The following is a 12,592-nucleotide window of genomic DNA, read 5'->3' on the forward strand; positions in this document are numbered from 1 at the left end:
CCGACGCCCGGTCATGAGAGGACCCCGCCGGACATGTCCGGCGGGGTCCTCCTCAGCTCAGGTCACACCCGGCGGTCAGGCCTGCTGGTTACGCGGGTCGCCGTGGCAGCGCTTGAACTTCTTGCCCGAGCCGCAGGGGCAGGGCGCGTTGCGCTCGACGTCGCCGTACGCGGCGCGCTGCTCGGGGGTCGACCTGACCCGGCTGACCTCCACGTCGCCGCTCTCGCCAGGCGCGGTGTAGACCATCTCGGTCGGCCGCGACGGCTGCCGCAGCGCCCTGGCGATGATCGACCCGGTCTCCGACAGCGCCGTGTCCTCCTCGGCGTTCTCCTCCACGATCGGGTTGGCCTGCACCTCGACCTCGAGGTTGAACAGGTAGCCGACCGACTCCTCCTTGATGCCGTCGAGCATCGCGGAGAACATCTCGAAGCCCTCGCGCTGGTACTCGATCAGCGGGTCCTTCTGGGCATAGGCGCGCATGCCGATGCCCTCCTGGAGGTAGTCCATCTCGTAGAGGTGCTCGCGCCACTTGCGGTCGAGCACCGAGAGGATGACCCGGCGCTCCAGCTCGCGCATCGCCTCGGGGCCGAGCTGCTCCTCGCGGCGGTCGTACGCCTGGAGCGCGTCTTCCTTGATCTTGTCGGCGATGAACTTGGCGTCGAGGTCCTCCTTGGCGCCGCCGGCCTCCTCGACGAGCTGCTCGACCGTCACGGAGACGGGGTAGAGCTGCCCGAAGGCCTTCCACAGCTTGTCGAGGTCCCACTCCTCGGCGAAGCCCTCGCCGGTGGCGCCCTTGACGTAGTCGTCGACCACGTCGACGACGAAGGTCCGGACCTGCTCGTGCAGGTCGGCGCCTTCCAGCACCCGCCGCCGCTCGGCGTAGATGACCGTGCGCTGGCGGTTCATCACCTCGTCGTACTTCAGGACGTTCTTGCGGATCTCGAAGTTCTGCTGCTCGACCTGGTGCTGGGCCGACGCGATGGCCTTGGACACCATGCCCGACTCGATCGGCACGTCGTCCGGGATGTTCAGCCGCGTCATGATCATCTCGACCCGGGCGGCGTTGAACAGGCGCATCAGGTCGTCTTCGAGCGACAGGTAGAAGCGCGACTCACCGGGGTCGCCCTGACGGCCGGAACGGCCGCGGAGCTGGTTGTCGATGCGCCGCGACTCGTGCCGCTCGGTGCCCAGCACGTAGAGCCCGCCGGATTCGACGACCTGCTCGTGCTCGGCCTTGACGGCCTCCTTGGCCTTCTCCAGCGCCTCGGGCCAGGCCTTCTCGTACTCGTCCGGCGTCTCGGACGGCGACAGGCCGCGCTGCTGAAGCTCCAGGTCGGCGCGGAACTCGGGGTTGCCGCCGAGCATGATGTCGGTGCCTCGACCGGCCATGTTGGTGGCCACGGTGACCGCGCCCTTGCGACCCGCCTCCGCGACGATGGCGGCCTCACGGGCGTGGTTCTTGGCGTTCAGCACCTCGTGCGGCACGCCCTGGCGCTTGAGCATGCGCGACAGCTTCTCGGACTTCTCGACGCTCGTGGTGCCGACGAGGACCGGCTGGCCCTGCTCGTAGCGCGCCTTGATGTCGTCGACGCACGCCTGGAACTTGGCGTCCTCGGTCTTGTAGACGACGTCGGCCTGGTCCTGACGGATCATCGGCCGGTTGGTCGGGATGGGGACGACGCCCAGCTTGTACGTCTGGTGGAACTCGTTCGCCTCGGTCGCGGCCGTGCCGGTCATGCCCGCGAGCTTCTCGTACAGGCGGAAGTAGTTCTGGAGGGTGATCGTGGCGAGAGTCTGGTTCTCGTCCTTGATCTTCACGCCTTCCTTGGCCTCGATGGCCTGGTGCATGCCCTCGTTGTAGCGGCGGCCGTGCAGCACGCGCCCGGTGAACTCGTCGACGATCAGGACCTCGCCGTCGACGACGATGTAGTCCTTGTCCTTCTTGAACAGTTCCTTCGCCTTGAGCGCGTTGTTCAGGAACTGCACGAGGTGGGTGTGCTCGGGCTTGTAGAGGTTGTCGATGCCGAGCCAGTCCTCGACCCGCTCCACGCCCGCTTCCAGGATGCCGACCGTGCGCTTCTTCTCGTCGACGACGTAGTCGCCGGTGCTCTCCTCGCCGTCCTTGCCCTCGGTGCCGCGGCGGAGCCTCGGCACGATCTTGGCGAACTCCTGGTACCACTTGCCCGACTGCTCACCGGGGCCGGAGATGATGAGCGGGGTGCGGGCCTCGTCGATCAGGATCGAGTCGACCTCGTCGACGATGGCGTAGTTGTGGCCGCGCTGGACGCACTCCTCCATGGACCACGCCATGTTGTCACGCAGGTAGTCGAAGCCGAACTCGTTGTTCGTGCCGTACGTGATGTCGGCGTTGTACTGCCTGCGGCGCTCGTCCGGCGCCATGTTGGCCAGGATGACACCGACCTCCAGGCCCAGGAAGCGGTGCACGCGGCCCATCGTCTCGGCGTCGCGCTTGGCCAGGTAGTCGTTGACCGTGACGACGTGGACGCCCTTGCCGGAGATCGCGTTGAGGTAGGCGGGGAGCGTACAGGTGAGCGTCTTGCCCTCACCGGTGCGCATCTCGGAGATGTTGCCCATGTGCAGGTTGGCGCCGCCCATGAGCTGCACGTCGAAGTGGCGCTGCCCGAGGACCCGGCGGGCGGCCTCGCGCACGGTCGCGAAGGCCTCCGGCATCAGGTCGTCGAGGGACTCGCCGTCGGCGTGCCGCTGCTTGTACTCGGCGGTCAGCGCGCGGAGCTCGGCGTCGGACAGGCTCTTGAAGTCCTCTTCGATGGAGTTGACCTGCTCGGCGATGCGCTTGAGCTTCCGCAGAGTCTTGCCTTCGCCGGCGCGAAGGATCTTGTCGAGAATGGCTGGCACTTTTAGTAAAGCTCCTCGCAGGTCTCACCCCGGTCGATCACCGGGGTGTGAGGACGAGACATACTTCCCCGCTAACCATCGTAGGCGGTTCCATCACCAGACACAGCCACCCTCAAACGACGGAGCGCCGCGCAACAATCCCCTATCTCATAAGGAGAAAACCGCCCAGAAGGTTCCCCCGATGTCCCGACCGCCCGGCCCATCAGGTAGAAAACGGGGTATGGCACAGAGCGGACACCAGGGCAGCCACGCGGGAAGCGCCAAATCATGGCTCGCCGTCAGCATCATCCTCATCGGCTTCACGATCGGGGGCGTGGCGCTGACCCTCGGCCCGAACTGGCTCTTCGTGTGGATCGGCGCGGGCGTCTGCGCCGTGGGCGGGCTGCTCGCCCTCGCGTTCGACATCTTCTCGGACGTGATCGTGGACGCGCCCCGGGAGATCAACGTGCAGGAGCACCACTCCCCGTTCGAGCACCGGTCCATCGGCTCCTGAAGCCGGAGAGGAGGCCGCTGAAGCTTTCAGCGGCCCATCCGCCCCCGAACCGCCGTAGGCGTTTTGTCGGTCACCGCGTCTACCATCTCCTCCTGTGACCGACCTGACCGCCGACGAGGCCCGCAGGATCATCCTCCGGGCCCAGGGTTTCCTCGGCGCCGCCGCGCGCGCCGGCGGGGTTCCCGCCATGCTGCGGCGCGTCGGCGCCGTCCAGCTCGACACCATCTCCGTCCTCGCCCGCTCCCACGAGCTCGTCGCGTACGCGAGGCTCGGCGCGGTCGGCCGGGACGCGGTCGAGCGCGCCTACTGGGACGCCCCCGCCCGCGCCTTCGAGTACTGGTGCCACGCCGCCTGCGTCCTGCCCATCGAGCAGTGGCCGCTGTACGACTTCCGCCGCCGCGCGTTCCGGGAGCGGCGGTTCCGGTGGCACGAGGTGCCGCCCGTGGTGGACAAGGTGCTGGAGCAGGTGCGCTCCGACGGCCCGCTGACCACCGCCGACATCGGCGGCGCCAAGAACGGGGACCCCTGGTGGGACTGGTCGGACACCAAGATCGCCATTGAGTGGCTGCTCGACATCGGCGAGGTCGTCTGCACCCGCCGTGTGGGCTGGCGGCGGGTCTACGAGCTCGCCGAGCGCGCGATCCCTGCGGAGCTGCTCGGCCGGGACCTGTCGGACGCCGAGTGCGTGACCCGGCTGACCGGCATCGCCGGACGCGCGCTGGGCGTGGCCACCCGGGCCGACCTCGCCGACTTCACCCGCGTCAGGGGCGCGCACGCCGCCCTGCTCGACGAGGCCCTGCTCAGCGGGGCGGCCGGTCTCGTGCCCGTACGGGTGTCGGGCTGGCCCGCCCGGCGCGGCGCGGGCGCGGGCGGGCCCAACGCCTGGGCCGACCCCGCGGCGCTGGACGGCGAGCCGCGCGGGCGGCACCGCACGACGCCGCTGTCGCCGTTCGACTCGCTGATCTGGGAGCGGGCGCGGGCCGAGCGCGTCTTCGGCCTCAGCCACCGGCTGGAGGCCTACGTGCCGAGGGACAAGCGGGTCCACGGCTACTTCGCGATGCCCGTGCTCGCGGGCGGCCGGATCATCGGCCGGGTCGACCCGGCCCGCGAGGGCGCCACCCTGGTCGCCCGCCAGGTCGGCTTCGAACCGGGCGCACGGGCCCGCCACGCGGAGGCGATGAGCGACGCCCTGTGGGAGGCCGCGAGCTGGGTCGGCTGCACCGGCGTACGTGTCGAGCGCGTCGGAACGCCCGAACTGGAGGCCCCGCTGCGCGCCGCCGTGGCCCGCGGCTCTCACCGGTGACAGTGATCAGGTGACAGTGATCAGGAGTGCTCCACGGCTCCCCGCACCGAGGCGTTCACGCACGTCGCCCGTCCGGCGGGCTGCCGGACGGCGCACCTGTCAGCGGGGGTTGAGAACCGGCGCGGGGCCGGACGCCTGGTGCTGATGCCGCACCAGGTGCGCGTAGTGGCCGTCGTGGATCATCAGCTGGCGGTGGGTGCCGGCCTCGATGATCTGACCTCGGTGCAGCACGACGATCAGATCGGCGTCCTGGATCGTGGACAGCCGGTGGGCGATGACGATCTGGGTCTGGCCGAGCTTGAGCAGGTTGCGGCGGATGCGTTCCTCGGTGACCGCGTCCAGCGCGGCGGTGGGCTCGTCCAACAGCAGGATGCGGGGGCGGTGGACCAGGGCGCGGGCCAGCGCCAGGCGCTGGCGCTGGCCGCCGGACAGGCGCGTGCCGCCCTCGCCGATGTGGGTGTCGTAACCCTGCGGGAGGCGCACGATCTCGTCGTGGAGTTCGGCCAGGCGGGCGGCGTGCTCGATCGCCTGGTGGCTGAGGTCGGTGAAGCCCGCGATGTTGGCGGCGATGGTGCCGGCGAACAGATGCGGCTGCTGGGTGACCACGCCCACCTGCCCGCGCAGCCACTGCCGGTCGAGTTCCCGCAGCGGGACGTCGTCGAAGCGGATCTGCCCGGAGACCGGCTCGACCAGGCCGATGAGGGCGCGGCCGAGGGTGGTCTTGCCGGATCCCGACGCGCCGACGATGGCGACCCTCGCCCCGGGCGGGATGCGCAGGGAGAGGTCCCGGAGCACCGGCGTACGGGCGTCGTAGCCGACGCTGATCTTGGTGACGGTGACGCCGCCGCGCAGTCCGCCGTCCGGGCGGAGGCCGCCGGTGCGCTCCGGCGGCGTGCCCATGAGGTCCGCGATGCGGCCGAGGTGCGCGGCGGCCAGTTGCAGCTGGTAGACGATGCCCAGGAGGGACGCGAGGGGGGTGGTCGCGGCGACGGCGAGGGAGACCAGCGCGAGCCGGTCGCCCAGCGTCCCGCCGGTCGAGGCGAACACCGTCACCAGCAGACCCAGGTGGAGCGCGGTCTGCAGGGCGGTGGTGGCGGTCTGGACAGTGGCCACGTGCCGGTCCCGGGCCGCCCCCGTGGTCAGTTCCTCCTCGTGGTGGACGCGCCAGCGGGCCACGGCCGCCGCCTCTCCGCCCGACGCCTTGACCGCCTCGATGCCGGCCAGGCTGTCGACCATGGTGGCTTGGGTGGCGGCAGTGGTGTGCAGGGCGGCGAAGGCCAGGTGCATGCCGCGGCGTGCGGTGGCCAGCACCACACCGGCCTGCAGCGCCGCCGCCACCAGCGTCACCAGCCCGAGCCCGGGCGCGGCCACGACGAGCAGGGTCAGGTACGACACCGCGGTGGCCAGGTCGAACAGGAAGGCCAGCGACTGTTCGGTGAGCAGATCGCGGAGCATGGCCACGCCGCTGAGCCGGTTCAGCAGGTCGCCGCTGGAGCGGCGCTGGAAGAAGCGGTACGGCAGCGCCAGAGTGTGGCCGACGAGCGCGCGCATCCCCTCGGCCGCGACCGAGGTCTGCAACCGGATCAGCGTCCGGGCGCGGATCCAGGACGTCAGCCCGTACACGAGCACGACGCACAGCGCGGCGGCCGCCAGCGTCGTGACGTCCATCGCCACCGGGCGGTCCACCACGAGTTTGGTGAACAGCGGCACCGCCAGCCCGAACAGCTGCGCCGCCAGCGAGGCCAGAACCACCGCGGCGATCAGCCGCCGGTTGGCGAGCGCGGGTGCCAGGAGCGGGCGCAGCACGCGCCAGGGCCGGTGCCGGGCGGCGGGCGCGAGCCCGGCGGGGGCGTCGGCCAGCAGGACCTTGCCGGAATAGCCGGCCCGGAACTGCCGCTGCGACAGTCGTCGCCGGCCCCGCGCCGGATCGACCACGGTGGCGCCGCGTGGGCCGGCGTGCTCGACGACGACGAAGTGGTTGTTCTCCCACATGGCGATGAAGGGCGCGGGCAGCGCGCGGACGGTGTCGATCGGGGCGCGGCAGGCCCGTAGCCGCAGTCCGAAGCGGGCTCCCGCCTGGATCATCTCCCGCAGGCTCACCCCGTCCACGCCCTCGGCCAGATGCTCGCGCACCTCCGCCAGGCCGGTGCGGCGGCCCAGCGCGCTGAGCACCATGGCCAGGCACGCGGCGCCACAGTCACTGCGGGCCAGTTGCATCCGCAACGGCACGCGGCGTCTCACCGCCGCACCTCCCCTATCTGGGCCGCCAGCAGGAACCGTCTGATCTTCCTCACCGTCGCATCCGCCCGATCACGCTCAGAGCCAGAACCACCGGATCTCCGCCGTGCGCCGCCGCTCGTCCAGCCACGCCTGGAAGGCCGCGTCCCGCGCCGCTTCCATCACCTCCGGCGCGTCGGGGTCGGGCGCGACGACCTCGTAGACCACCCCGGCCAGGTGACCGCCCTCATAGGGGACGGGCCCGATCGCCGTCTTCTCGGGCACCGTCCGCAACGGCTCGGGCAGCCGTGGGCTGAGCGCGGTCGCGGCGTGCAGCTGCGGTGTGTCGCCGTACGGCCCGGCCGGGAGTTGGATGGCGGCCAGGCACCGGGCCGCGAAGTCCTCCACCGGGCCCTCCAGCAGGGCGCCCAGGTCATCGGCATGGCGGCCCGTCACCCACACCGCGCGCCGCACCGTGAAGTCCTCCGGGTGCTCGGCCAGACGGCGGCGGGCGGGCTCGCCCGCGAAGCGATCCCGGACCCGGGCGACGAGTGCCTGCGTGCGGGCGTGGGTCTGGAACATCTCCGGCGACATGCCCGCCTCGGCCAGCCACTCCAGCGTCTGCGCCCGGCCGGTGAGGCCCCGGCGCCGGCGGAACTCGTCGGCGGCCGCCTGGATCTCGGCCGTGGTCGGCTGCTGCAGGGCGCCCTCCAGCTCGTTGAGCACGATGCGGTGGTCCACCAGCCGCTCGTGGAGCTGCCGGTCGCGCACGCCCAGAGCGCGGATCGCGGAGAGGGCCCCCGCGATCGACAGGCCGGCCCCGTCCACGCTGAGGATGTTGGCCGCCGCCCAGTGGGTGGAGTGGTCCACCAGCCACGGGATGCCGTCGTCCACCTCGGCCGACAGCGCGACGGTGCCGCCCTCCGGGTGGTCGAGGAGCAGGTCGTAGCCGACCCGGGTCGTCCCCGGCGGCTCGTCGACGGCCAGTTGAGCGCGCAGGTGCGGCCGCGCGGCGGCCCAGTCGAGCACGCTCCGCCGTGCCTCGCCCACCGCGTCGCGCGCGGTCGGCAACCCCCGCAGGAGCACGACCGCCTCGGCGAGGTCGTCGGCGAAGGAGGCGGTGCTGGTGGAGGGAGAGGTGGCGGCCGCCGGGCCGGACGGGCTCCGGTCAGTGAGCATCGGTGAGTCCTTCGGGTCGGGACGAGGAGCGGCCTCCCGGCTGGAGCCCGGCGCTGGTGGCGAGCCAGTCAGCGATGGCGTCGCTGATGGGCATGCCGGTGCGGAGCTCGACGAAGGCCCATTGGCCGTTGACGTTGAGCTCCAGGAAGACGTAACGGCCGTCCGGGGTGACGATGAAGTCCAGCGCGCCGAAGCTCAGACCCAGCCCGGCCACCAGGCGGACACAGCGGTCGGCGACGTCCTGAGGCAGGTCGTAGGCCGTGTAGCCCACGTTGGTGTCGTGGTAGTGCCGCCAGTCCACAGCGGTCGACCGTGAGGCCTGGGAGTCGATGCGGGCGGCGAACACCCGCTCGCCGACCACCGTGACCCGCAGCTCGTACGCCTTGGGCACATTCGGCTGCAGCATCGCCGGGCCGTGCCGGAGCCGGTGCCGCCCGGTCAGCCGCCGCCTGGGCACCGTCGCGGTGAACAGGTGCCCGGCCTCCCCGTCCCGCTCGAACGGGTGGAATCCGAGCGTCTTGGTGATCACCCGGCCGCCGGCCCGGTTCCACAGCGGCACCAGGGCCTCCGGGTCGTTGGTCACCACCGTGTCGGCCACGGTCAACCCGAGCTCGGCGGCCCGGTAGAGATGCAGCAGCTTGTTGTCGACGGCCGCGGCGTGCTGCGGCGGAGCGGGCATCCAACGGGCCCCGACCATGAGGTCGTACGCGCCGGTGACGGCGATCCTGGCGGTGTGCTCGGCGAAGGCGCGCTGCGACGGCTCCGGCACCTCGACCGCGGACGGCGGGTCGGGGCGCCGGTCCCACACCGCGCTCACCTTCGACAGATCGTAGGTCTCGCCCCGATAGGTCAGCACCTGGTGCCAGCGGCCATCGAGACAGCTGGTGGTGAGGGTGGAGTTGCCGGGGTAGTCGGCCTCGTCCCACCACAGCAGCGGCACGCCGCGCTCTCGCAACTTGGGCAGCACGACGTGCACCGAGTCGTCGCGATGACTGCTGATGATCAGTAACACGGTCGTATGGTCCTTCGCTGTCGCAACAGCGGGGAGCCGCTCGATGGGCTCCCCGCTGCTCACCAGGCCGCGGTCATCGCGGTCGGATCAGGTCTTCCAGCAGTCGCCCTTCTGGCTGGCGGTGCACACGTAGGTGCTCCAGTCCGGCTCCATGCCTGCGATCAGCTCCAGCTCCTCGCCGTCGAGCTGGGAGACGCCGGCGGGAAGATCCTCGATGTTCAGCATGCCTTCACCCCCCTTCTGGTTTCGCGGGGCCGTGATCGGCGGCCCTGCGAGGGATGGTGGTGATCACGACTTGTGATCCACTGCAAAGGGAGCTGGAAGTGACTGCGGAACCCGGTCGGCGGCCCGCGTCAGCCCGCGGCGGGGGTGGCGGTACCGCCCGGCTGGGCATGGACGCGCCAGGACGAGCCGGTCCGCCCGGCAACCGCCTGGAGCCGGGGTCGAAGGCTGAGGCGTCGGTCCTCGTCCGCGCCCGGCCTCGGCTCCGGAACCGCAAGACGCCGCGCCGCGCGCCCACACCGCGCCCACACCGTGGCCTGCCGCGACGACGGTGGCATGGTTCCGCTCAGGTGTGACGACGGCGGCAGGGTTCCGCCCACGGCGCCCGGCACGCGGCCCTTCGGGGCGGCTCGGTCAGGTGATCTCGAGCAGGCGCTCGCGTACGGCGTAGACCACGGCCTCCATGCGTGAGTGGAGCTGGAGCTTCTCCAGGATGTTGCGCACGTGGTTCTTCACGGTGTTCTCGGAGATGAACAGGTCCTTCGCGATCTCGCGGTTGTTCATGCCCTTCGCCACCAGGCGGAGGACCTCCATCTCGCGCTCGGTCAGGCGGGGGACGGGAAGCTGCGGGGGCCGCTCGGCCTCCTTGCGGCTCATGTTCGCGAACTCGGTGATCAGCTTGGCCGCCATGGCCGGGTTGATCAGCGACTGCCCCTCGTGCACCCCGCGCACCGCGTCGGGCACCTCGTCGATCTGGACGTCCTTGAGCAGATAGCCGGTCGCACCCGCCTTGATCGCCTCGAAGAGGTCCTCCTCCTCGTCGCTGACCGTCAGCATGATGATCCGGGTGCTCGGCACCGATTCCTTGATCTTCCGGGTCGCTCCGATGCCGTCCAGCTTCGGCATCCGGACGTCCATCAGCGCCACGTCCGGCATCAGCCGGTCGGCGAGCTCCACCGCCTCCTGGCCGTCGCTCGCCTCGCCCACCACCTCGATGTCCGCCTCCGCGGCCAGCGCGAGCTCCAGGCTGCGGCGGATCAGTGCGTGATCGTCGACGATCAGGACACGGATCGGCTCGCTTCTACCGGCTGCTCGAGCCGCCTCGTCGGGTCGGGACACGGAACCTCCTTGCGGGGGCCAAGGACGCTGGATCGCCATCATTACACGGGTTCCGGAGTGTTAGGGATCTTCGTCGCGCCGGTCCGGCCCTCGACAGGGGGTCGCACGGCGCCCCGGCCCGTGTCCGTCCGGGCCGGGGCACGGCGGCCACGCCGGCCGGAGCGGCCGGGGACCGCGCGACGACCTGTGTCAGGGCTCGACGAGCCTGAGGAGCCCGTAGTCGTAGCCGCGCCGCCGATAGACGACGCTGGGCAGGCCCCCCTCCTTGTCACGGAAGAGGTAGAAGTCGTGACCCACCAGCTCCATTTCCAGGAGCGCCTGGTCGATCGTCATGGGGTCGGCCTTGTGGAACTTCTCGCGTACGATCAGCGGTCCGTCGCCGTCCATCTCGATGGGCACGATGGGCCCGGAATCCTCGACCCGCTCCGGCTCCGGCTCCCACTCGGCGACCGCCTGGACCGCCTGGACCTCCGCGACCGGCCCGGGCTCCTCCCGGGTGGTGCGGACCACCCCCTGCGCGTCCTCCATCACCGCCGTGAGCTCGGCCGTCGAGGGCGGGCAGTTCTTCCCGTGGTGGATCTTGCGGCGGTCGGCGAGCCGCCTCAGCCGCTCTTCGAGCTTGCCGATGGCGATGTCCAGCGCCGAGAAGCGGTCGTCCGCACACGCCTCGGCGCGGATGACGGGGCCACGTGAGTGGATGGTGAGCTCCACCCGTTCGCGTTGCCCGCTCTGCCGGTGGTTGGACTCCTTGGAGACCTCCACATCGGCCTGGATGAGCTTGTTGTCCAGTCGTTGGATTCTGGCCAGCTTGGACGTCACATGATCACGGAAACGGTCACTCACTGTGGTGTGCCGTCCCTTGACGATGATTTCCACGCAAAGCCTCCCTTCGCACATCGACTGCGTTGCACGGCTTACGGAGCACCCGTCCGGCCGACCTGGTCTTCGTCCCCACATCCGCCTGCTGAGGGGTTCGCGGCTCAGTCGCCACTACTGCCCTTCTCCTCTGGCGGGGGACATCTGGACCCCCGGGAGGGCAGGACTTACCTCTAAGCCGCACCGTGATCGGTCGACCAAGAGTCGCCTTACGTGGGCCGTTTCGCCTGCGGCTGGCATCGGCTTGCCAGGCCGGACCCCACGAGGGAGTCGGCCCGGCGCAACCACGGACCCGGACGGGTGCCATGTCTGAACGCTAGTCGCTGCCGACAGGAATGTCAGCCAAGAGGAGAGCCGGACGATCACTTTGCGTGATCCGGGTTGCCGTCTCACCCTTGTAAAACTCGCGGTCATATTCCTGGAATCCCCGCCGATCCGGGGTCCACACCTCTGTGGAGCAGGTGGGTCGCGGAATCCGCCGTCTCGTCCACCTACGCGGCGGCGAGGAGCGATCCTGCCTCAGGATTTACCATCCGTGATTATCGCGAATGTGGTGCTTCCGGCGTGTCGCGACGTACGGAACGCGCCTGGGGGTCGCGGCGATCGTCACCGCCGCGGACGGCGTGACGCCCGCCGCGCGCAGCGCCCGCGCCGCCTCCGCCAGCGTCGCCCCGGTCGTGACGACGTCGTCCACCAGGACGACCCGGAACCCCACAGCACGCCCTGTACCGCTGTGAGGCGGCCACAGCGCCCCCACGGCGCGATCCCCGACCTCGAAGGCTCCGGAGAGGTTGGCGGCCCGCTCCAGCGAGCCCAGGCCCGCCTGGTCGGCCACCCGTCTGCGCTGCCGCAGCAGCGGCGCGAGCACGGCGGCGCGGCCCCGCCCGCGCAGCTCGCGGACGGCGGCCGTCGCGACGGCGCGCACCGGGTCGTGACCCCGTCGGCGGACGGCGGCCCGGGCGCTCGGCACCGGCACCAGCCACGTGACGGCCGCCTCCCCCTCCGCCTCGGCTTCGGTCTGCCAGGCGGCGACGCAGGTCGCCACGCAGGCGGCCAGGGCCGGCACGAGAGCCGTACGGCCGCGTTCCTTGCAGGCGAGGATCATCCGGCGGGCCGCGCCCTCGTAGGCGGTGGCCGACCAGCAGTCCGGCAGCCCGGGCGGCGCCGGGTCCGGCGGCCGCGGAGTCGGCTCCCCGAGCAGCTTCACCAGGCAGGAAGGGCAGGCCACCGCGCCCCACGCGCCGCATCCGGCGCAGCGGGGCGGGAGGATCAGATCGAGCAGCGCCGGCACCAC

10 protein-coding genes are annotated in these 12,592 nt (G+C 71.1%); 2 read left to right on the forward strand and 8 right to left on the reverse strand.

Annotated features, from left to right (window positions below; all coding sequences use genetic code 11):
- Nucleotides 1–75: 75 nt before the first annotated feature.
- Nucleotides 76–2,877 (reverse strand): preprotein translocase subunit SecA, encoded by a 2,802-nt coding sequence (secA, locus tag FED44_RS08795; RefSeq protein ID WP_117410366.1) that lies wholly within the window; start codon nucleotides 2,875–2,877, stop codon nucleotides 76–78.
- A 220-nt stretch (nucleotides 2,878–3,097) separates the two neighbouring features.
- Here secA and FED44_RS08800 point away from each other — a divergent pair, with 220 nt between their 5' ends.
- Both FED44_RS08800 and FED44_RS08805 read left to right on the forward strand, forming a co-directional pair.
- On the forward strand, nucleotides 3,098–3,370 hold the full coding sequence (locus FED44_RS08800; protein ID WP_117410367.1) for an HGxxPAAW family protein: 273 nt from the start codon (nucleotides 3,098–3,100) through the stop codon (nucleotides 3,368–3,370).
- A gap of 94 nt (nucleotides 3,371–3,464) precedes the next feature.
- On the forward strand, nucleotides 3,465–4,673 hold the full coding sequence (locus FED44_RS08805) for a winged helix-turn-helix domain-containing protein (protein ID WP_138460355.1): 1,209 nt from the start codon (nucleotides 3,465–3,467) through the stop codon (nucleotides 4,671–4,673).
- A 99-nt stretch (nucleotides 4,674–4,772) separates the two neighbouring features.
- Here FED44_RS08805 and FED44_RS08810 read toward each other — a convergent pair whose 3' ends face one another.
- The 7 genes from FED44_RS08810 to FED44_RS08835 all read right to left on the reverse strand — a co-directional run bounded on the left by FED44_RS08810 (nucleotide 4,773) and on the right by FED44_RS08835 (nucleotide 12,592).
- Entirely contained in the window at nucleotides 4,773–6,914 is a 2,142-nt protein-coding gene (locus tag FED44_RS08810) for a peptidase domain-containing ABC transporter (protein WP_138460356.1), read from the reverse strand.
- Between the two features lie 75 nt (nucleotides 6,915–6,989).
- A complete protein-coding gene (locus tag FED44_RS08815; protein WP_138460357.1) occupies nucleotides 6,990–8,069 on the reverse strand; it encodes a TIGR04500 family putative peptide maturation system protein in 1,080 nt (359 codons plus the stop codon).
- Nucleotides 8,059–9,081 (reverse strand): MvdC/MvdD family ATP grasp protein, encoded by a 1,023-nt coding sequence (locus FED44_RS08820; RefSeq protein WP_138460358.1) that lies wholly within the window; start codon nucleotides 9,079–9,081, stop codon nucleotides 8,059–8,061. The genes FED44_RS08815 and FED44_RS08820 overlap by 11 nt, the downstream gene beginning before the upstream one ends.
- 87 nt (nucleotides 9,082–9,168) lie before the next feature.
- Nucleotides 9,169–9,306: a hypothetical protein gene (locus tag FED44_RS35710; protein WP_165900753.1), complete on the reverse strand. Its 138-nt coding sequence runs from the start codon at nucleotides 9,304–9,306 to the stop codon at nucleotides 9,169–9,171.
- A 411-nt stretch (nucleotides 9,307–9,717) separates the two neighbouring features.
- Nucleotides 9,718–10,422 (reverse strand): response regulator, encoded by a 705-nt coding sequence (locus FED44_RS08825; protein WP_111701573.1) that lies wholly within the window; start codon nucleotides 10,420–10,422, stop codon nucleotides 9,718–9,720.
- A 189-nt stretch (nucleotides 10,423–10,611) separates the two neighbouring features.
- Nucleotides 10,612–11,298 (reverse strand): ribosome hibernation-promoting factor, HPF/YfiA family, encoded by a 687-nt coding sequence (hpf, locus tag FED44_RS08830; RefSeq protein ID WP_111701574.1) that lies wholly within the window; start codon nucleotides 11,296–11,298, stop codon nucleotides 10,612–10,614.
- Between the two features lie 526 nt (nucleotides 11,299–11,824).
- Nucleotides 11,825–12,592 (reverse strand): ComF family protein, encoded by a 768-nt coding sequence (locus FED44_RS08835; protein WP_138460359.1) that lies wholly within the window; start codon nucleotides 12,590–12,592, stop codon nucleotides 11,825–11,827.

Source organism: Microbispora triticiradicis (genome assembly GCF_005864065.1).
Taxonomy (GTDB): domain Bacteria; phylum Actinomycetota; class Actinomycetes; order Streptosporangiales; family Streptosporangiaceae; genus Microbispora; species Microbispora triticiradicis.